Origin of the sequence: Pseudomonas xionganensis (assembly GCF_009763245.1) — a bacterium.
In the GTDB taxonomy this organism is placed as follows: Bacteria; Pseudomonadota; Gammaproteobacteria; order Pseudomonadales; family Pseudomonadaceae; genus Aquipseudomonas; species Aquipseudomonas xionganensis.
On record NZ_WKJZ01000002.1, the window covers coordinates 271,079 to 290,924 of the forward strand.

Genomic DNA, 19,846 nt, shown 5'->3' on the forward strand with positions numbered 1-19,846 from the left:
GATTCCTGGCCGTTAAACGGCCATCAGATCCGCTTCTTTCTGCTTCATCGCCACGTCGATTTCAGCCACGAACTTGTCGGTCAGCTTCTGCACCTCGTCAGCTGCACGGCGCTCTTCGTCTTCGCTGATTTCCTTTTCCTTGACCAGCTCCTTGAGCTGACTCATGGCGTCGCGGCGAATATTGCGCACGGCCACGCGGGCATCTTCGGCGGCATCACGGGCCTGCTTGGTAAAGCCCTTGCGGGTTTCCTCGGTCAGCGCCGGCATGGTCACCAGCAACAGCTCACCCAGGTTGGTCGGGTTAAAGCCCAGGCCAGAGCTCTGGATCGCCTTGTCCACCGCCGCCAGCATATTGCGCTCGAAGGCCACCACCTGCAGGGTGCGCGAATCCTTGACGGTGACGTTGGCCACCTGATTGATCGGAGTATCGGCGCCGTAATAGGGCACCATCACACCCGCCAGAATGCTCGGATGGGCCTGACCGGTACGGATACGGCTGAAGGCATGGGCCAGGGACTCCAGGCTCTTCTGCATACGGGTCTGGGCGTCTTTCTTGATCTCGTTGATCATTGCTTGTCTTCCTCAATCAGAGTGCCTTCGGCGCCACCCACCACCACATTGAGCAGGGCACCCGGCTTGTTCATATTGAAAACCCGCAGCGGCATATTATGGTCACGGCACAGGCAGATGGCCGTCAGATCCATAACACCCAGCTTGCGGTCGAGCACTTCGTCATAGGTCAGACGCTCGAATTTCTCGGCATGGGGATCCTTGAACGGATCGGCGGTGTACACACCATCGACCTTGGTGGCCTTGAGCACCACATCGGCATCGATTTCGATGGCGCGCAGGCAGGCCGCAGAGTCGGTGGTGAAGAAGGGATTACCGGTACCGGCGGCGAAAATCACCACCTCACCGGTTTTCAGATGGCGCATGGCCTTGCGGCGGTCGTAGTGATCGGTCACGCCAACCATGGAGATCGCCGACATGACGATGGCCGGAATATTCGAGCGCTCAAGCGCGTCGCGCATGGCCAGGGCGTTCATTACCGTGGCCAGCATGCCCATATGATCGCCCGTGACCCGGTCCATGCCGGCCGCACTCAGGGCCGCGCCACGGAACAGGTTGCCGCCGCCGATTACCAGGCCGACCTGCACACCGATACCGACCAGCTGCCCAACTTCCAGGGCCATGCGATCAAGCACCTTGGGATCGATGCCGAAGTCTTCCGAGCCCATCAGGGCCTCGCCGCTGAGTTTGAGCAGAATGCGCTTGTAGCGCGGTTGACGACCACTCATCTGCTGAGCCATTGCGAGTCTCTCCTGCGGCGATTTGAATTCTTTGCCGGCTAACGGCCGACTGCGTTGAACGGGCCACCCCAAGGCAGCCGTACAGCAGACAGCAGGTCCACTGCATTGTTACCCCTTTATTCGGCAAAGAGGCCGCACGCGCAAGCGGGCAGCCTCTTTGGGGCAACTAGCCTAGCACTCAATTACTGCTTGCTGGCAGCAACCTGAGCAGCTACTTCGGCAGCGAAGTCGGTCTCGGCCTTTTCGATGCCCTCACCCACTTCGTAACGTACGAAGGAAACGATTTCGGCACCGGCTTTCTTCACCAGCTCACCGACCTTGACTTCCGGGTCCATGATAAAGGCTTGCTCGACCAGGCTGGCTTCGGCCAGGAACTTGGCGATACGGCCCTTGACCATGTTTTCCACGATATTTTCCGGCTTGCCGGCGATCTTCTCAGCATTCAGCTGCAGGAAGATTTCCTTTTCCTTGGCAACCAGCTCTTCGGAAACCTGGTCCGGGGAAACAACGGCCGGGTTGGAAGCAGCAACGTGCATGGCAACGTGCTTGGCCAGTTCGTCGTTGCCGCCCTTGAGCACAACCAGTACACCGATGCGGTGGCCGTGCAGGTAGGCACCCACGGTGTCGCCAGTCACAGCGGTCAGACGACGGATGTTGACGTTCTCACCGCACTTGGCCACCAGGGCTTCACGGGCGGATTCGCGGGAGGCGATCAGCGGAGCGGCTTCGCTCAGGTTCTGTTCGAAGGCTTCATCCAGGCTCTCTTTTACGAACGCCTTGAAGTCATCCTGCAGAGCCAGGAAGTCGGTCTGCGAGTTGACTTCGATGATCAGACCACGGCCACCTTCGACGCGAACGGCGATGGAACCTTCGGCGGCGATGTTGCCAGCCTTCTTGGCAGCCTTGATGGCACCGGAGGCGCGCATATCGTCAATGGCCTTCTCGATGTCGCCACCGGCGGCAACCAGAGCCTTCTTGCACTCCATCATGCCTTGGCCAGTACGCTCGCGCAGTTCTTTAACCAGGGCTGCAGTAATCTCTGCCATTTTGCAAATCCTCTTGTATCGGCTTTCAACCAATCCACCCACCTGAGCGGGCGATAAATTCTGTGAGTGGCAAAAAGGGGGCCTAGCCCCCTTCTTGCGCAGCGACTAACGCTAGATAACTAAAGTTACCGATTAGCCTTGTGCCGCTTCAGCAGCCGGGGCCTGCTCGACGAACTCGTCAGTGCCACCAGCGCCATTGCTACGACCACGAATCACGGCGTCAGCCATGGCACCCATGTACAGCTGGATGGCGCGAATGGCGTCATCGTTGCCCGGGATGATGTAGTCAACGCCTTCCGGGCTGCTGTTGGTATCGACCACGCCGATGACCGGGATACCCAGCTTGTTGGCTTCGGTGATGGCGATGCGCTCGTGGTCGACGTCGATCACGAACAGCGCGTCCGGCAGACCGCCCATGTCCTTGATACCGCCCAGGCTGCGCTCAAGCTTTTCCAGATCGCGACGACGCATCAGCGCTTCTTTCTTGGTCAGCTTGTCGAAAGTACCATCCTGGGACTGGGTTTCCAGGTCACGCAGGCGCTTGATGGAAGCACGGATGGTCTTGTAGTTGGTCAGCATGCCGCCCAACCAGCGATGATCGACGTACGGCGAAGCGCAGCGTGCGGCTTCTTCAGCAACGATCTTGCCAGCGGAACGCTTGGTGCCGACGAACAGGATCTTGTTCTTGCCAGCGGCCAGCTTTTCAACGAACGACAGGGCGTCGTTGAACATCGGCAGGGTCTTTTCCAGGTTGATGATGTGAATCTTGTTACGCGCACCGAAAATGTACTTGCCCATTTTCGGGTTCCAGTAACGGGTCTGGTGGCCGAAGTGCACACCGGCCTTCAGCATATCGCGCATATTGACTTGGGACATGATAGTTCCTTGATAAGTCGGGTTAGGCCTCCACGTATCCCAGCTTCCAACCCCGCGAACTTGTCGCCAGGCACCCAGGAAACCGTGTCGATACGTGTGTGGGTTTAAGGCTTTCGGGCGCACAGCCCGCAAAGCGGCGCGTTTTATACCACAGAAAGCAGCCGCAAGCTACAAGCCTCAAACAGCAAAGCGTCGGCACACCCACGTGCGGCTTATGGTGGGTGCCTTGAAGCTGTTAAGATGTTGCCCTTCCCCGTTCGCGCCCGAGAGCTGCATATGACCGTCACCCTCAAATCCCCCGCAGAAATCGAGAAAATGCGCGTGGCCGGCCGTCTGGCTGCCGAAGTGCTGGAGATGATCGGCGAACACGTCAAGCCCGGGGTTACCACCGAAGAACTGGACCGCATCTGTCACGACTATATTGTCAACGTGCAGCAGGCCATCCCCGCCCCGCTCAACTACAAGGGTTTTCCCAAGTCCATCTGCACCTCGGTCAACCACGTGGTGTGTCATGGCATCCCCAATGACAAGCCGCTCAAGGATGGCGATATCGTCAATATCGACATCACCGTGATCAAGGATGGCTACCACGGCGACACCAGCAAGATGTTCGTGGTGGGCAAGGTACCGGAATGGGCCGAGCGCCTGATCAAGGTCACCCAGGAGTGCATGTATAAAGGTATCGAGCTGGTCAAGCCCGGTGCGCGCCTGGGCGATATCGGCGAAGCGATCCAGAAGCACGCCGAGAAGAACGGTTTCTCCGTGGTACGCGAATACTGCGGCCACGGCATTGGCGCGGTATTCCACGAAGAACCCCAGGTGCTGCACTACGGCCGCGCCGGCACCGGCATGGAGCTCAAGGAAGGCATGACCTTCACCATCGAGCCGATGATCAACCAGGGCCGCGCGGAAACCCGCCTGCTCGGCGACGGCTGGACCGCCATCACCAAGGACCGCAAACTCTCGGCCCAGTGGGAGCACACCCTGCTGGTCACCGCCGATGGTTATGAGATCTTTACCCTGCGCAGCGATGACAGCATCCCGCGCACCTCGGCCTGATCCCGCTTCATATAGAAAGGCTGCCCATGCCCCAGGTAGATAGCGAGCTGTTCGATCGCGGCCAGTTCCAGGCGGAGCTGGCCCTCAAGGCCAGCCCCATTGCCGCGTTCAAGAAGGTTATTCGTCGCGCCCAGGAGGTACTGGACAGCCGCTTCCGTGCCGGCGCCGATATTCGCCGCCTGATCGAGGACCGCGCCTGGTTTGTCGACCAGATCCTGCGCGATGCCTGGGAGCGCCTGGACTGGGACGAGCACGGTGAAATCGCCCTGCTGGCCGTGGGCGGCTACGGCCGCGGCGAACTGCACCCGCACTCGGATATCGACCTGCTGATCCTGCTGAGCAGCGACGACCACGAACGCTTTCGCGACCCCATCGAGCGCTTTCTCACCCTGCTCTGGGACATTGGCCTGGAAGTGGGCCAGAGCGTACGCTCGATTGCTGAATGCGCCGAGGAGGCCCGCGCCGACCTGACGGTGGTCACCAACCTGATGGAAAGCCGCACCATCGCCGGCCCGGAAAGCCTGCGCCAACGCATGCAGAGCATTACCGGCACCGATCAGCTGTGGCCGAGCAAGCAGTTTTTCCAGGCCAAACGCCGTGAGCAACGGGCCCGTCACGCCAAGTACAACGACACCGAATACAACCTGGAGCCCAACGTCAAAGGCTCCCCAGGCGGCCTGCGCGATATCCAGACCATCCTCTGGATTGCCCGCCGCCACTTCAACACCCTGACCCTGCAGGACATGGTGCAGGCCGGCGTGCTGCCGGAAAGCGAACAGAGCCTGCTGGCCAAGAACCAGGAGTTCCTGTGGAAGGTGCGCTACGCCCTGCACATGCTCGCCGGGCGAGCCGAAGATCGTTTGCTGTTTGACTACCAGAGCAAGGTCGCCGCCCTGCTCGGCTTCGAAGATGGCGACAACAAGCGCGCCATCGAACGCTTTATGCAGAAGTACTACCGGGTGGTGATGGGCGTGGCCGAGCTGTCGGACCTGATCACCCAGCACTTCGGCGAAGTCATTCTGCGCGACGGTGAGTACGGCCCGGCAACGCCGATCAACAGCCGCTTCCAGCTGCGTGACGGTTTTATGGAGGTCACCCACCCCAGCGTCTTCAAACGCACCCCTTTCGCCATTCTCGAAGTCTTCGTGCTGATGGCCCACAACCCGGACATCCGTGGCATGCGCGCCGACAGCATCCGCCTGCTGCGCGAGCACCGGCACCTGATCGACGACGAGTTTCGCCGCGACATTCGCAACACCAGCCTGTTTATCGAGCTGTTCAAAAGCTCCCAGGGCATCCACCGCAACCTGCGCCGGATGAACCGCTACGGCATCCTCGGCCGCTACCTGCCGGAATTCGGCCATATCGTCGGGCAGATGCAGCACGACCTGTTCCACATCTATACCGTGGACGCCCACACCCTCAACCTGATAAAGCACCTGCGCAAGTTCAAGTGGCCGGAGCTGGCGGAGAAATTCCCCCTGGCCGCCGAACTGATCGACAGCCTGCCCAAGCCCGAGCTGATCTACCTGGCCGGGCTCTACCACGACATCGGCAAGGGCCGCGGCGGTGATCACTCGGAACTGGGCGCGGTGGATGCCGAAGCCTTCTGCGCCCGGCACCAGCTGCCCAGCTGGGACTCCAAGCTGATCGTCTGGCTGGTGCAAAACCATCTGGTGATGTCGACCACGGCCCAGCGCAAGGACCTCTCCGATCCCCAGGTGATCTTCGACTTCGCCCGCCTGGTAGGCGACCAGACCCGCCTGGACTACCTCTATGTGCTGACCGTGGCCGATATCAACGCCACCAACCCCAGCCTGTGGAACTCCTGGCGTGCCAGCCTGCTGCGCCAGCTCTACACCGAGACCAAGCGTGCCCTGCGCCGCGGCCTGGAAAATCCCCTGGACCGCGAAGAACAGATCCGCCTGACCCAGGACGCTGCCCTGGAGATTCTCGAAGAGCACGGCGTGGACACCGACCGGGCCGAGCTGCTCTGGTCACAACTGGGCGACGACTACTTCCTGCGCCACCCGGCCTCCGACGTGGCCTGGCACAGCGAAGCGATTCTCCGGCATCCCCATGACGGCGAGCCCCTGGTGCTGATCAAGGAAACCACTCAGCGCGAATTCGAGGGTGGCACCCAGATATTCATCTATGCCCCGGACCAGCACGACTTCTTCGCCGTGACCGTGGCCGCCATGGCCCAGCTCAACCTGAACATTCACGATGCGCGGATTCTCACCTCCACCAGCCAGTTCACTCTGGACACCTATATCGTGCTGGAAGGCGAAGGCGGCTCCATTGGCAACAATCCGACCCGTATCGAGCAGATTCGCAAGGGCCTGATCGACGCGCTGAAAAACCCGGACGAGTATCCGGCCATCATCCAGCGCCGGGTGCCGCGCCAGCTCAAGCATTTTGCCTTCGCGCCACAGCTGAGCATCCACAACGACGCCCAGCGTCCGGTGACCATTCTCGAACTGACCGCCCCGGATCGCCCTGGCCTGCTGGCGCGGATCGGACGCATCTTCCTCGACTTCGACCTGTCGCTGCAGAACGCCAAGATCGCCACCCTGGGCGAGCGGGTGGAAGACGTGTTCTTCGTCACCGACGCCGAGGGCCAGCCGTTGTCCGACCCTGAACTCTGTGCCCGCCTGCAGCAGGCCATCGTCTCCCAGCTGTCCGACGCCAACAGCCCGCAGACCGAGCACAAGCCCATCGTATTTTGATCGCGAGCGCCCAGCACCGCCCGCCCGTAACAGGAAACCAGATGAACCAGGCCCTGCAGCAGTTACAGCCCTACCCCTTCGAGAAGCTCCGCGCCCTACTTGGCGGCGTGACGCCCGCCGCGGACAAGAGCCCCATTGCCCTGTCCATCGGTGAGCCAAAACATAAATCCCCTGATTTTGTCGCCCAGGCCCTGGCCGACAACCTCGATCAGCTGGCCGTCTACCCCACCACCCTGGGCCTGCCCGCACTGCGCGAAGCCATCGCCAACTGGTGCCAGCGTCGTTTCGGTCTGCCTGCAGGGGTGCTGGATGCGGCGCGCCATGTGCTGCCGGTCAATGGCACCCGCGAGGCCCTGTTTGCCTTTACCCAGGCCGTGGTGCAACGGGACATCGACGGTCTGGTGGTCAGCCCCAACCCCTTCTACCAGATCTACGAGGGGGCGGCCCTGCTCGCCGGCGCCCAGCCGCACTACCTGCCGTGCCTGGAAGAGCATGGCTTCAACCCGGATTTCGACGCGGTCGGTGATGAAGTCTGGCAACGCTGCCAGATCCTCTTTCTCTGCTCACCGGGCAACCCCACCGGCGCCCTGGTCCCGCTTGAAACCCTGAAGAAGCTGATCGCCCTGGCCGATAAATTCGACTTCGTGATCGCCGCCGATGAGTGCTACAGCGAACTGTATTTCGACGAGGCCAACCCGCCGGCCGGCCTGCTGACGGCCTGCGCCGAACTGGGCCGGCATGATTTCAAGCGCTGCGTGGTGTTCCATAGCCTGTCCAAGCGCTCCAACCTGCCGGGCCTGCGCTCGGGCTTTGTCGCCGGCGATGCCGATATCCTCAAGGCCTTTTTGCTCTACCGCACCTACCACGGTTGCGCCATGCCGGTGCAGACCCAGCTGGCCAGCGTGGCCGCCTGGAACGACGAGGCCCATGTGCGCGCCAACCGCGACCTGTACCGCGAGAAGTTCGATGCCGTGCTGGCCATTCTCGACGGCGTACTGGATGTGCAGCGCCCCGACGGTGGTTTCTACCTGTGGGCGAAAACCCCGGTAGAGGATGAACGCTTTACCCGCGAGCTGTTCGCCCGCCAGCATGTCACCGTGGTGCCAGGTTCCTACCTGTCGCGCGAGGTCAACGGCACCAACCCCGGCGCCAATCGCGTGCGCATGGCCCTGGTTGCGCCCCTGGCCGAGTGCGTTGCGGCCGCCGAACGTATCCGCGACTTTGTGAAGGGACTTTAAGATGAGCAAGACCCTGTTTGGCATCAAAGCCTGCGACACCATGAAAAAAGCCCGCACCTGGCTCGACGAGCACGGGGTAAGCTACGCCTTTCATGACTACAAAGCCTGCGGCATCGACCGCGGCAACCTGCAGAAGTGGTGCGACGAGCATGGCTGGGAAACCGTCCTCAACCGTGCCGGCACCACCTTCCGCAAGCTGAGCGATGAACAGAAGGCCGACCTTGACCAAGCCAAGGCCATCGAACTGATGCTCGCCCAACCGTCGATGATCAAACGCCCGGTGCTGGATCTCGGCAACAAGACCCTGATCGGTTTCAAGCCCGAGCGCTACGCCGCCGAACTGGCTTGCCCCCCTTACTTACTCGATTTCGTTGCAAGGACTTAACCTATGAGCACCCAACTCTTCAGCATCGCCTTCGGCGTCGGCACCCAGAATCGCCAGGGCAACTGGCTGGAAGTCTTCTACGCCCAACCCCTGCTCAACCCCAGCATCGAGCTGAGCGACAAGGCCGCTGCCATTCTCGGCTACCAGGGCGGCAACCAGGCCATTGCCTTTACCAGTGCCCAGGCCGGCGAACTGGCCGACGCCATGAAAGGCCTGGACACCACCCAGGCCGCCCTGCTGACCCGCCTGGCCGAAAGCCACAACCCGCTGGTGGCCACCTTTATCCAGGAAGACGCGGCGCTGACCAGCACCCCCGAGGCCTACCTCAAGCTGCACCTGCTGTCGCACCGCCTGGTCAAGCCCCATGGCCTGAACCTGACCGGCATCTTCCCCCTGCTGCCCAACGTGGCCTGGACCAGCAGCGGCGCCATCGACCTGGCCGAGCTGGCCGAGCGTCAACTGGAAGCCCGCCTGAAGGGCGAGCTGCTGGAAGTGTTCTCCGTGGACAAGTTCCCCAAGATGACCGACTACGTGGTGCCGAGCGGCGTGCGTATCGCCGACAGCGCGCGCATCCGCCTGGGTGCCTATATCGGTGAAGGCACCACGGTCATGCATGAGGGCTTTGTCAACTTCAACGCCGGTACCGCAGGCCCGGGCATGATCGAAGGCCGCGTCTCGGCTGGCGTATTCGTCGGCAAGGGTTCCGACCTGGGCGGTGGCTGCTCGACCATGGGCACCCTGTCCGGTGGCGGCAATATCGTCATTTCCGTCGGCGAAGGCTGCCTGATCGGCGCCAACGCCGGTATCGGCATCCCCCTGGGCGACCGCAACACCGTGGAATCGGGCCTGTATGTCACCGCCGGCACCAAGGTGGTGCTGCTCGATGACAAGGGCGAACTGGTCAAGCAGGTCAAGGCCCGCGAGCTGGCCGGCCAGCCGGACCTGCTGTTCCGTCGCAACTCGCAGACCGGCGCCGTGGAGTGCAAGACCCACAAGTCGGCTATTGAGCTTAACGAAGCCCTGCACGCCCACAACTAAAAAGTTGGTTTAGCGCGGCTGCGCTCGCCCATACTGCGTTGCAATAAGGCTCGGACGCTCATTTACATCAGTAAACTCCGCGTCCTCGCCTTATTGCGCCTTGTCTGAGCTTCGCTCGCAACGCGCTAAACCCAACTTTTAACCGCCAGATAATCTCTGGAAATATCCATGTCGCTGATTTCCCCCTGGCGTGCCGACTTCCCCGGCATTCTGGCCCTCGCCGCCGAAGGCCAGACTTACCTGGACAGCGCCGCCACCGCGCAGAAACCCCAGGCGGTGCTGGACGCCCTGCTCGGCTACCTGGCCGGCGGCGCCGCCAATGTGCACCGCGCCCAGCATCTGCCGGGCGAACGTGCCACCCGTGCCTTCGAGGCCACCCGAGACAAGGCGGCGACCTGGCTGAATGCCGCCAGCCGCGAGGAAATTCTCTTTACCCGGGGCTCAACCGAAGCCCTCAATCTTCTGGCTTACAGCCTTGAGCACTTGCTGCAACCCGGCGATGAGATCGTTATCAGCGCTCTGGAGCACCACGCCAACCTGCTGCCCTGGCAGCAGCTGGCCCTACGTCGTGGGCTGAAGCTGGTGGTGCTGCCACTGGACGCTGCAGGCAGTATCGATCTGGCCCACGCCGCCCAGCTGATCGGCCCGCGCACCCGCCTGCTGGCGCTGTCGCAGCTGTCCAATGTGCTCGGCCGCTGGCAGCCGCTGCGCGAACTGCTGGCCATGGCCCGCACCCACGGCGCCCTCAGCGTGGTGGACGGTGCCCAGGGCGCGGTGCATGGCCGCCCGGATATGCAGGCCCTGGGTTGCGATTTCTATGTCTGCTCCGGGCACAAGCTTTATGGCCCGGATGGCGTCGGCCTGCTGTATGGCCGCAACCAGGCCCTGGCGCAGCTGCGTCACTGGCAGTTCGGCGGCGAGATGGTGCTGGACGCCGATTACCAGAGCGCCCGCTTCCGCCCCGCGCCCCTGGGCTTCGAGGCCGGCACCCCGCCGGTGTCCGCGGTGATCGCTTTGGGTGCAGCGCTGGACTGGCTCAGCGCCCAGAACCAGGCTGCAGTGACGCAGCATGAAGCCACGCTGCATGCCGAGCTGTTGGCGGGGCTGGCCGCTCGCCAAGGTGTCCGCCTGCTGGGCCAACCACAGCTGGCCCTGGCCAGTTTTACCATCGACGGCATCCATAACGCCGACCTGGCCCATCTGCTGACCGAACAGGGCATCGCCGTACGTGCCGGGCATCACTGCGCCATGCCGCTGCTGAAAAGTCTGGGATTGTCCGGGGCCATTCGCGTGTCCCTTGGGCTGTACAACGATGGCGAGGACCTGACGCATTTCTTTGACGCCCTGGATCAGGCCCTGGAGCTGCTGCGATGAAGCTGCCAGCCGCCGCCGAGCAGGCCCTGGAGGCCTTCACGGCCTGCCCCGGCTGGGAACAGCGCGCCCGCCTGCTGCTGCAATGGGGCCAGCAACTGCCAACCCTGAGCGAGGCCGAATGCTGTGAGGCCAACCGCGTACATGGCTGCGAAAGCCAGGTGTGGCTGCTGGCCGAACGACAGGGCGAGAGCTGGAAGTTTCGTGCCAATAGCGATGCCCGCCTGCTGCGGGGCCTGCTGGCCGTGCTGCTGGCCCGGGTCAACGGTCTGAAGGCCAGCGAGCTAACATCCGTCGATCTGCATGACTGGTTCAGCCAGCTGGGCCTGGCTCGCCAGCTCACGCCCTCGCGCAGCAATGGCCTGCAGGCCGTGCTGCAGCGGATGCGCCAGCTGATTCAGACAGAAGGCTAAGGCTGCTGCGGGATCCAGCTATCGGCACGCCCGGAATAGAGCGCCTGCTGCAGAGCCTGCAGCTCGCCACTGGCGGCCAGGCGCTGCACCCCCTGGTTGAACAGCGCCATCAGCCGGCGCCCCCTGTCATCGTACTTGCGAAATAGCAGATGCAGAGGCTCGCGATTCAACTCCCGAGGGTGGTGGGTGATCAACGCCTGCTCATCGGCAGAAAACAGCCGGCGCAACATGGCATAGCCCACCGCCCGATCCTGGGGATGGAGATCGATGCGGCCAAGCAGCAAGAGACGGAAATTGGTTTCTTCCTTGCTGGCCTGCTGCACCTGTAACGCACCAGCCTGCACCGCCGCATCAAATTGCGGCCCATAGGAGTAACCCAGGTTGCTGCCAATGCGAAAGGCCCGCAGATCCTCCAGCTGCTGCCAGTCAAAGGGCTTGTCAACCCGATGAAACAGCACCACCTCGCCGCGCAGCACCTCATCACTGCACTGGCTGATCTGTCGACGTGCCTCATTGCAGCTGTAAGGCATCACCGCATCCAGACTGCCCTGCTGCAATAGCAACAGATTGCGATCCCAGGGGTGAAAGAGAATCTCGACCCGATAGCCGGCCGCCTGAAAGACTGCCTGCACCAGGCGGCCCAGAGCGCCGCCATCGGCCTGATGCTGATCCAGATAGGGCACCCAGTCACCGGTACCGACCCGCACCACCCTGTCCCCCGCCTGAACGCTCGTACTCAGCAGCGCCAGCAGCAGGCAGCGCAACAGCAGGCTCAATCTCGGACACCAGCGCATGGAGGGGGCTCACCTCGACTCGCAGAAGAAAGGCCGGCGCCCCACACAACAGACGCCTTGCCACTTGAGCCTAGTCAAAGCTGGCCCGGCTGCATCAGCCAGCCGACAGACGTTCCGCTGGACGCCGCGCCCCGGCCACCAGTTTGTCCACCATGCGCGCCGCCGCCACCATGCCGAAACTGGCGGTAACCATGGTCACCGCACCAAAGCCGCCGGCGCAGTCGAGCTTGACCCCTTCCCCGACAAAGCCCTTGCTCAGGCACACGCCGCCACTGGCATCCGGATAGCGCAGCTGCTCGGTGGAGAACACGCAAGGCACGCTGTAGTTGCGCCCCGGCGTGCGGGAGAACTGGTAGTCGCGGCGCAGGGTGCTGCGCACCTTGGCCGCCAGGGGGTCGTTGAAGGTCTTGTTGAGGTCGGCGACCTGGATCTGGGTCGGATCGATCTGCCCGCCAGCGCCACCGGTGGTGATGATGGCGATCTTGCGCCGCTTGCACCAGGCGATCAGCGCCGCCTTGGCCGCCACGCTGTCGATGCAGTCGAGCACCCCGTCGAGCTGCTCGGTGATGTATTCGGCCATGCTCTCGCGGGTGACGAAATCCGCCACGGCGTGCACCACACAGGCCGGGTTGATGGCGCGGATGCGCGCTGCCATGACCTCCACCTTGGGTTGCCCCACCGTACCGTCCAGGGCATGCAGCTGACGATTGCTGTTGCTGATGCAGACATCGTCCAGGTCAAACAGGGATATTTCCCCCACCCCGCTGCGGGCCAGGGCCTCGGCCGCCCAGCTGCCCACCCCGCCAATCCCCACCACCGCCACATGGGCTGCGGCCAGGCGTTCGGCGCCCGTCACCCCGTACAGGCGGGCAATACCGGCAAAACGTTGCGCATCGAAGGCCATGGCTGCTCTCTCGGAAACTGGGCGGCGCATTATAGGAACTCACCGCGCCACACCCAAGCGTCGCGCCCGGTCCCCGACAAACTGGCCGACGGAGCCTCATCACGCAGTGATTTCCACGTTAAGATAGGCGCCTTTGCCTGATGCCCCCTGGAGCTGCGATGACCCCCCCCGCCCCGACCCTGTCCCCCACCCTGGAACTGGCCTGCGACCTGATCCGTCGCCCCTCCGTCACGCCCCTCGACGAAGGCTGCCAGGCCCTGATGATGCGGCGCCTGGAGGCAGCCGGCTTCCAGCTGGAGCCCATGCGCATCGAGGAAGTGGATAATTTCTGGGCCAGCCGCGGCCAGGAGCAGGGCCCGGTGCTGTGCTTCGCCGGCCATACCGATGTAGTGCCCACCGGCCCCCTGCAGGCCTGGCAGCACCAGCCGTTCAACGCCCTGATCGACGAGGACGGCATGCTCTGCGGCCGCGGTGCCGCCGATATGAAGGGCAGCCTGGCCTCGATGATCATCGCCGTGGAGCGTTTTGTCGCCGACCACCCGAACCACAAGGGGCGTATCGCCTTCCTGATCACCAGCGACGAGGAAGGCCCGGCCCAGCATGGCACCAAGGCCGTTATCGAGCGCCTGGGCGCCCGGGGCGAACGCCTGGACTGGTGCATCGTCGGTGAGCCGTCGAGCACCAGCCTGGTCGGCGACGTGGTGAAGAACGGTCGCCGCGGCTCCCTCGGCTGCAAGCTGACGGTGCGCGGCGTACAGGGTCATGTGGCCTACCCGCACCTGGCCAAGAACCCCATCCACCTGGCCGCCCCGGCCCTGGCCGAACTGGCCGCCGAGCACTGGGACGACGGCAACGCCTTCTTCCCGCCGACCAGCTTCCAGGTCTCCAACCTGAACGCCGGCACCGGCGCCACCAACGTGATTCCGGGCGAATTACAGGCGGTGTTCAACTTCCGTTTCTCCACCGAGTCCACCGTCGAAGGCCTGCAGAAGCGCGTCGAGGCCATCCTCGACAAGCACGGCCTGGACTACCACCTGGAGTGGGCGCTGTCCGGCCTGCCGTTTCTCACCGAACCGGGCGCGCTGCTCGATGCGGTATCGGCCAGCATCAAACAGGTCACCGGTCGCGACACCCAAGCCTCGACCACCGGCGGCACCTCGGATGGCCGCTTTATTGCCACCCTGGGCACCCAGGTGGTGGAACTCGGCCCGGTCAACGCCACCATTCACCAGGTCAACGAGCGGGTGCTGGCCAGCGATCTGGACCTGCTGACCGAGATTTACTATCAGACCCTGGTCAAGCTGCTCGCATGAAAATCCATGAATATGCCTGCTATACACCCCGATAGCTGCGTTGGGCGGTACTCGCTCCTCGCCTATCTATTCGATATGTCTCGTCGCTGCGTTCCGTCCGCCTTGCTCTCGGGACGCTCGCGACGGCCTATTAATGGATTTTTCGCATGTTGACCTGCCCCATCTGCCAGGGCGCGCTGAGTAGCGCCGACAATGGCGTGGTCTGCCCGGCCGACCATCGTTTCGACCGTGCGCGCCAGGGTTACCTGAACCTGCTGCCGGTGCAGCACAAGAACAGCCGTGACCCCGGCGATAATGCCGCCATGGTCGAGGCGCGGCGACGCTTTCTCGATGGCGGCCACTACGCGCCGCTGGCCCGGCGTCTGGCCGAACTGGCGGCCGAACGCAGCCCGCGGTCCTGGCTGGATATCGGCTGTGGCGAGGGCTATTACACAGCGCAGATCGCCGACGCCCTGCCCGATGCCTGCGGCTATGCCCTGGATATCTCCCGCGAGGCGATCAAACGCGGCTGCAAGCGCGCCCCCCAGCTCAACTGGTTGGTGGCAAGCATGGCCCGGGTGCCACTGGGTGACGCCAGCTGCAACCTGCTGGCCAGCGTGTTCAGCCCGCTGGACTGGCAGGAAGCCAAACGCTTGCTCACCCCCGGCGGCAGTTTGCTGCGCATGGGCCCGACCCGTGAGCATCTGATGGAACTTCGGCAAAAGCTGTATGACGAAGTGCGCGACTACGATGATCAGAAGCACCTGGAGCTGATCCCCGAAGGTATGCGCCTGGCCTACAGTGAAACCCTGACTTTCACCCTGCAACTGGACAGCGAACAGGCCCGCGCCGACCTGCTGGCCATGACCCCCCACGGCTGGCGTGCCAGCGCCGAACGTCGCGCTGCGGTAATCGCCGAGCCACTGAGCGTCACCGTAGCCATCCGCTATGACTGGATCGAGAGACTATGACCATGCGCCAACCGGATATCGAGATCTACCTCAAGGATGCCGAACACCCGGCCATCGCCGACTGGCTGAGCAGCGCCCTGGGCAGTTGCACGCCCTGGCAGCAGAAAGGCCAGACCTACAAGTGCACGGCCGGCGGCGTCCCCGTGACCTGGACCCCCAAGGCCGTGGGCAAGTGGCACAGCCTCTACCTGGAAAGCGATGCCACTCCCTGGGCCGACGACCTGGCCTGCGCCCGGGCTGCCTTTGCCGCGCTCAATGTGGAAGTGCGCTGCGCACCGGGTGGCTGGCAGGAAGAGGAAAGCGACGAGCAGGCCGACCGCTGGATGCGTATCAGCGCCGATGGGGTAGAAGAAATCACCTGGCGCACCGGCTAACCGACCGCTGAAAACTACTGCGCTCGGCTATTCTGCGTTGCAACGACCAACGGGAGTAACAGCCGAAGGCTGATCCGAAGGACGAGCGATGCGAGTAAAGCAACCTCACAGCCGAAGGCTGAACGTGCTTTCACGACCCCAAAGGGGTGAGCGCAGCGAATCAAATGCTCATGTACAGACGTACACTCCGCTTTTCGGCTACTTCCGCCTTGCTTAGCCATCGCTCGCTACGTTTTCAACACCCGGTTTTCAAATAAGCACAAAAAACCCCGCCTAGGCGGGGTTTTGTTTTAACGGGGCGACTGTTACTTGTGGCCCAGTTTCTTCAGCTCTTCGTCGCGCAGTTCGCGGCGCAGGATCTTGCCAACGTTGGTGGTCGGCAGCACGTCGCGGAACTCCACGGCCTTGGGCACCTTGTAGCCGGTGACGTTGGCGCGCATATGCTCCATGACCTGCTCTTTGCTCAGGGTTTCGCCCGGCTTGACCACCACGAAGATCTTGATCGCCTCACCCGACTTCTCGTCCGGCACACCGATGGCAGCGCACTGCAGCACGCCCGGCAGGGTGGCCAGCACGTCTTCCAGCTCGTTCGGGTAGACGTTGAAGCCGGACACCAGAATCATGTCCTTCTTGCGGTCGACGATGCGCATATAGCCATCTTCCTGGATCACCGCGATATCACCGGTCTTCAACCAGCCATCGGCATCGAGGATTTCGTCGGTGGCTTCCTGGCGCTGCCAGTAGCCCTTCATCACCTGCGGGCCCTTGACGCACAGTTCGCCAATGGCGCCCAGTGGCTGTTCGACGCCCTCGTCGTCGATCACCTTGCACAGGGTCGAGGGCACCGGGATGCCGATGGTGCCGATCTGGATATTGCGGAACGGGTTGACCGAGGCCACCGGGCTGGTTTCGGTCATGCCGAAGCCTTCGCAGATCGAGCAACCGGTCACCTGCTTCCAGCGCTCGGCCGTGGCCAGCTGCAGGGCCATGCCGCCGGAGAAGGTGGCTTTCAGGCTGGAGAAGTCCAGCTTGCGGAAGTCCTCGTTGTTGCACAGGGCGACAAACAGGGTGTTGAGGCCGACAAAGCCGGTGAACTTGTACTTGGCCAGGTCCTTGGTCATCGCCGGCAGATCACGCGGGTTGGTGATCAGCACGTTGTGCCCGCCAATCAGCATCATGGCCATGCAATGGAAGGTGAAGGCATAGATGTGATACAGCGGCAGCGGCGCGATCAGCACCTCGCTGCCCTCGCTCATCTCGGCGCCCATCAGCGCCTTGACCTGCAGCATGTTGGCGATCAGGTTGCGGTGGGTGAGCATGGCGCCCTTGGCCACACCGGTGGTGCCGCCGGTGTACTGCAGCACGGCGATATCGCCATTGCTCGGGCTGGCTTCCTTGACCGCCTGACCACGGCCCTTGGCCAGGGCAGCGGTCAATTTAACGGCCTGGGGCAGGTTGTAGGCCGGCACCATCTTCTTCACATGCTTGACCACACTGTTGACCAGCAGGCGCTTGAGCGGCGGCAGCATGTCACCGACTTCGGTGATGATGACGGTCTTGATTCCGGTTTTCGGCAGCACCTGTTCGGCCAGGTGGGCCATGTTGGCCAGACTGACCAGGGCCTTGGCACCGGAGTCGTTGAACTGGTGTTCCATTTCCCGGGCGGTGTACAGCGGGTTGGTGTTGACCACCACCAGACCGGCACGCAGGGCACCGAAGACCACCACTGGATATTGCAGGACGTTGGGCAGCTGCACGGCGATGCGGTCGCCCGGCTGCAGGTCGGTATGCTGTTGCAGGTAGGCGGCGAAGTGCCCGGACAGCTCGTAGACCTCGCGATAGGTCAGGGTCTTGCCCATGTTGCTGAACGCAGGCTTGTCGGCAAAGCGCTGGCAGGATTCTTTCAGGACCGCCTGGATATTCGGGTACTGGTCAGGATTGATTTCGGAAGCGATCCCGGCAGGATACTTATCCTTCCAAAAGTTCTCGGTCATGGAGCCCTCTCCTTCAGCAACAGCTTGATCTTCACCGCGCAAGGCGATTGTTTATTGTAGGTGTGCCCGTTCTTGACCCGCTGCACGGGGCCAAAAGCCGGCCGAGAGTAGCAGCTTTGCCGAACAGCGACCAGCACCAAAGAAAGTATAAACAGTCAAAAAAAGACCGGATCACAAGATCCGGTCATCTTCATTTACCCCAGTTCAACACAGCACCTCAGGCGATATCGCGCAGCTCACGGCGCAGGATTTTGCCCACCGGGGTCATTGGCAACGCATCTTTGAACACGATGTGTTTGGGCACCTTGTAACCGGTGAAGTTTTCCTTGCAGAAGGCCTTGAGCTCCGCCTCCGTCACCCCGCCCTCGCGGGCCACCACGAACAGCTTGACCGCCTCACCGGACTTCTCGTCCGGCACGCCGATAGCCGCACAACTGGCGACCTGGGGGTGAGCCATGACCACATCCTCGATCTCGTTGGGGTACACGTTAAAGCCGGAGACGATGATCATGTCCTTCTTGCGATCGACGATACGCACGAAACCGTCGGGATCGATCACCGCCACATCGCCCGTCTTGAACCAGCCATCGGCATCCAGCACCTCGGCGGTGGCCTCGGGGCGCTGCCAGTAGCCCTTCATCACCTGCGGCCCCTTGATACAGAGTTCGCCACGCTCGCCATGGGGCTGCTCCACGCCCTCATCATCGATCACCTTGAATGCCGTGCCCGGCACTGGAATGCCCACGGTGCCCAGACGCGCCTTATCGCCATAAGGGTTGGTGCTGGCCACCGGGCTGGTTTCGGTCAGGCCATAGCCTTCCACCACCGTACAGCCGGTCATCTGCTGCCAGCGCTCGGCGGTGGCCTTGACCAGGGCCGTACCACCGGAGTTGGTGACCTTGAGCCTGGAGAAGTCGAGGTTCTTGAACTCCGGGTGATCCATCAGCGCGACAAACAGAGTGTTGAGCCCCAGCAGTGCGGAGAACTGCCACTTGCCCAGTTCCTTGATAAAACCCGGAATATCCCGCGGATTGGTGATCAGCACGTTGTGATTGCCGTTGACCATCATGCACATGCAGTTCGCGGTAAAGGCATAGATATGGTAGAGCGGCAGCGGCGCGATCATGATCTCCTGGCCCTGCTTCATCAGCGGGCTGCCGTCCGGCCCCAGCTGCGACAGGCAGGCATCGACCTGCAGCATGTTGGCCACCAGATTGCCATGGGTAAGCATGGCGCCCTTGGCCACGCCAGTGGTGCCGCCGGTGTACTGCAGCACGGCGATATCGGCCTGGCCAACATTGACCGGCTTGAGCGCCTGCCCCTGCCCCTGTTTAAGTGCTTGCTTGAAGGAGACGGCCTGAGGCAGCTGGTAATCCGGCACCATCTTCTTGACCTTCTTCACCAGGGTGTTGACCAGCCAGCCCTTGAGGCTGGGCATCAGATCCCCCATGCGCGCTTCGACCAGGTAGTCGATTTCGGTATCGGGCAGCACGTCCTGCACCAGCTTGCCGAACATGTTCAGGTAGACCAGGGCACGCACCCCGGCGTCCTTGAACTGGTGACGCATCTCGCGGGCGGTGTACAGCGGGTTGGTATTGACCACGATCAGCCCGGCGCGCAGGGCGCCAAACACGGCAATCGGGTACTGCAGCACATTGGGCATCTGCACCGCGATGCGCTCGCCCGGCTTGAGGTCGGTGTGTTTCTGCAGATAGGCGGCAAAGGCCCCGGAGAGGCGATCCAGCTCGGCATAGGTCAGGGTTACGCCCATATTGCTGAAGGCCGGACGATCGGCAAATTTCTTGCACGAGCGCTCGAACACTTCGATCACCGACTTGTAGCTCGCCAGGTCGATGTCATTGGGTACGCCAGCCGGGCGTTTGTCGTTCCAGAAATCAGGCTGCATTATTTTTATCCTCTTGCCCTGAAATGATCCTAATCCGCATCGCGGAGCTGCCAGGAAAGTAACAGCTAACACAAGGCGCGCAAATAGATCGACTAACGTCATTGACGAGCTGAATCTCGCCCCTCACTCTGTGACTAATGGGTCAT

At 62.5% G+C, this 19,846-nt stretch carries 18 protein-coding genes; 10 read left to right on the forward strand and 8 right to left on the reverse strand.

Features of this window, described 5'->3' with window-relative positions:
- Positions 1-12: 12 nt before the first annotated feature.
- The 4 genes from frr to rpsB form a co-directional block, all read right to left on the reverse strand.
- Positions 13-570, reverse strand: coding sequence for a ribosome recycling factor (frr, locus tag GJV18_RS13875; protein WP_160346586.1), 558 nt, complete (start codon positions 568-570; stop codon positions 13-15).
- Positions 567-1,310, reverse strand: a complete 744-nt coding sequence (gene pyrH / locus GJV18_RS13880; protein ID WP_160346588.1) for a UMP kinase — start codon at positions 1,308-1,310, stop codon at positions 567-569. Before pyrH ends, frr begins: the two co-directional genes overlap by 4 nt.
- A gap of 182 nt (positions 1,311-1,492) precedes the next feature.
- Positions 1,493-2,356, reverse strand: a complete 864-nt coding sequence (tsf, locus tag GJV18_RS13885; RefSeq protein ID WP_160346590.1) for a translation elongation factor Ts — start codon at positions 2,354-2,356, stop codon at positions 1,493-1,495.
- A 132-nt stretch (positions 2,357-2,488) separates the two neighbouring features.
- Positions 2,489-3,232 carry a 30S ribosomal protein S2 gene (rpsB, locus tag GJV18_RS13890; protein ID WP_160346591.1) on the reverse strand — a complete coding sequence of 248 codons (744 nt, stop codon included), beginning with the start codon at positions 3,230-3,232 and terminating at the stop codon, positions 2,489-2,491.
- A 276-nt stretch (positions 3,233-3,508) separates the two neighbouring features.
- Between rpsB and map the strand changes: the two genes are divergently transcribed.
- The 7 genes from map (at position 3,509) to GJV18_RS13925 (ending at position 11,465) form a co-directional block, all read left to right on the forward strand.
- A complete protein-coding gene (gene map / locus GJV18_RS13895) occupies positions 3,509-4,291 on the forward strand; it encodes a type I methionyl aminopeptidase (protein WP_160346593.1) in 783 nt (260 codons plus the stop codon).
- A 26-nt stretch (positions 4,292-4,317) separates the two neighbouring features.
- A complete protein-coding gene (locus GJV18_RS13900; protein WP_160346595.1) occupies positions 4,318-7,020 on the forward strand; it encodes a [protein-PII] uridylyltransferase in 2,703 nt (900 codons plus the stop codon).
- A 41-nt stretch (positions 7,021-7,061) separates the two neighbouring features.
- Positions 7,062-8,258: a succinyldiaminopimelate transaminase gene (dapC, locus tag GJV18_RS13905; protein WP_160346598.1), complete on the forward strand. Its 1,197-nt coding sequence runs from the start codon at positions 7,062-7,064 to the stop codon at positions 8,256-8,258.
- A 1-nt stretch (position 8,259) separates the two neighbouring features.
- Positions 8,260-8,643 carry an ArsC family reductase gene (locus GJV18_RS13910; RefSeq protein WP_160346600.1) on the forward strand — a complete coding sequence of 128 codons (384 nt, stop codon included), beginning with the start codon at positions 8,260-8,262 and terminating at the stop codon, positions 8,641-8,643.
- 3 nt (positions 8,644-8,646) lie between these two features.
- The gene (gene dapD, locus GJV18_RS13915; protein ID WP_160346601.1) at positions 8,647-9,681 is read left to right on the forward strand and encodes a 2,3,4,5-tetrahydropyridine-2,6-dicarboxylate N-succinyltransferase; all 1,035 of its coding nucleotides are present in this window, start codon (positions 8,647-8,649) and stop codon (positions 9,679-9,681) included.
- A 168-nt stretch (positions 9,682-9,849) separates the two neighbouring features.
- Entirely contained in the window at positions 9,850-11,055 is a 1,206-nt protein-coding gene (locus GJV18_RS13920; protein ID WP_160346603.1) for an aminotransferase class V-fold PLP-dependent enzyme, read from the forward strand.
- Entirely contained in the window at positions 11,052-11,465 is a 414-nt protein-coding gene (locus tag GJV18_RS13925; protein WP_160346605.1) for a SufE family protein, read from the forward strand. Before GJV18_RS13920 ends, GJV18_RS13925 begins: the two co-directional genes overlap by 4 nt.
- Here the strand turns inward: GJV18_RS13925 and GJV18_RS13930 are convergent.
- Together GJV18_RS13930 and tcdA are read right to left on the reverse strand one after the other, a co-directional pair.
- The gene (locus tag GJV18_RS13930) at positions 11,462-12,241 is read right to left on the reverse strand and encodes a substrate-binding periplasmic protein (RefSeq protein ID WP_233280176.1); all 780 of its coding nucleotides are present in this window, start codon (positions 12,239-12,241) and stop codon (positions 11,462-11,464) included. The genes GJV18_RS13925 and GJV18_RS13930 overlap by 4 nt on opposite strands.
- A 112-nt stretch (positions 12,242-12,353) precedes the next feature.
- Positions 12,354-13,163 carry a tRNA cyclic N6-threonylcarbamoyladenosine(37) synthase TcdA gene (tcdA, locus tag GJV18_RS13935; RefSeq protein WP_160346608.1) on the reverse strand — a complete coding sequence of 270 codons (810 nt, stop codon included), beginning with the start codon at positions 13,161-13,163 and terminating at the stop codon, positions 12,354-12,356.
- A 158-nt stretch (positions 13,164-13,321) separates the two neighbouring features.
- Here tcdA and dapE point away from each other — a divergent pair, with 158 nt between their 5' ends.
- The 3 genes from dapE (at position 13,322) to GJV18_RS13950 (ending at position 15,800) form a co-directional block, all read left to right on the forward strand.
- Positions 13,322-14,476: a succinyl-diaminopimelate desuccinylase gene (gene dapE, locus GJV18_RS13940; RefSeq protein WP_160346610.1), complete on the forward strand. Its 1,155-nt coding sequence runs from the start codon at positions 13,322-13,324 to the stop codon at positions 14,474-14,476.
- 146 nt (positions 14,477-14,622) lie between these two features.
- Positions 14,623-15,426: a putative RNA methyltransferase gene (locus GJV18_RS13945; protein ID WP_160346612.1), complete on the forward strand. Its 804-nt coding sequence runs from the start codon at positions 14,623-14,625 to the stop codon at positions 15,424-15,426.
- 2 nt (positions 15,427-15,428) lie between these two features.
- A complete protein-coding gene (locus tag GJV18_RS13950) occupies positions 15,429-15,800 on the forward strand; it encodes a hypothetical protein (RefSeq protein ID WP_160346981.1) in 372 nt (123 codons plus the stop codon).
- Between the two features lie 305 nt (positions 15,801-16,105).
- On the opposite strand, the gene fadD1 is transcribed toward GJV18_RS13950, so the two are convergent.
- Positions 16,106-17,794 (reverse strand): long-chain-fatty-acid--CoA ligase FadD1, encoded by a 1,689-nt coding sequence (gene fadD1, locus GJV18_RS13955; protein ID WP_160346614.1) that lies wholly within the window; start codon positions 17,792-17,794, stop codon positions 16,106-16,108.
- Between the two features lie 217 nt (positions 17,795-18,011).
- The gene (gene fadD2 / locus GJV18_RS13960; protein WP_160346616.1) at positions 18,012-19,700 is read right to left on the reverse strand and encodes a long-chain-fatty-acid--CoA ligase FadD2; all 1,689 of its coding nucleotides are present in this window, start codon (positions 19,698-19,700) and stop codon (positions 18,012-18,014) included.
- Between the last annotated feature and the right edge of the window lie 146 nt (positions 19,701-19,846).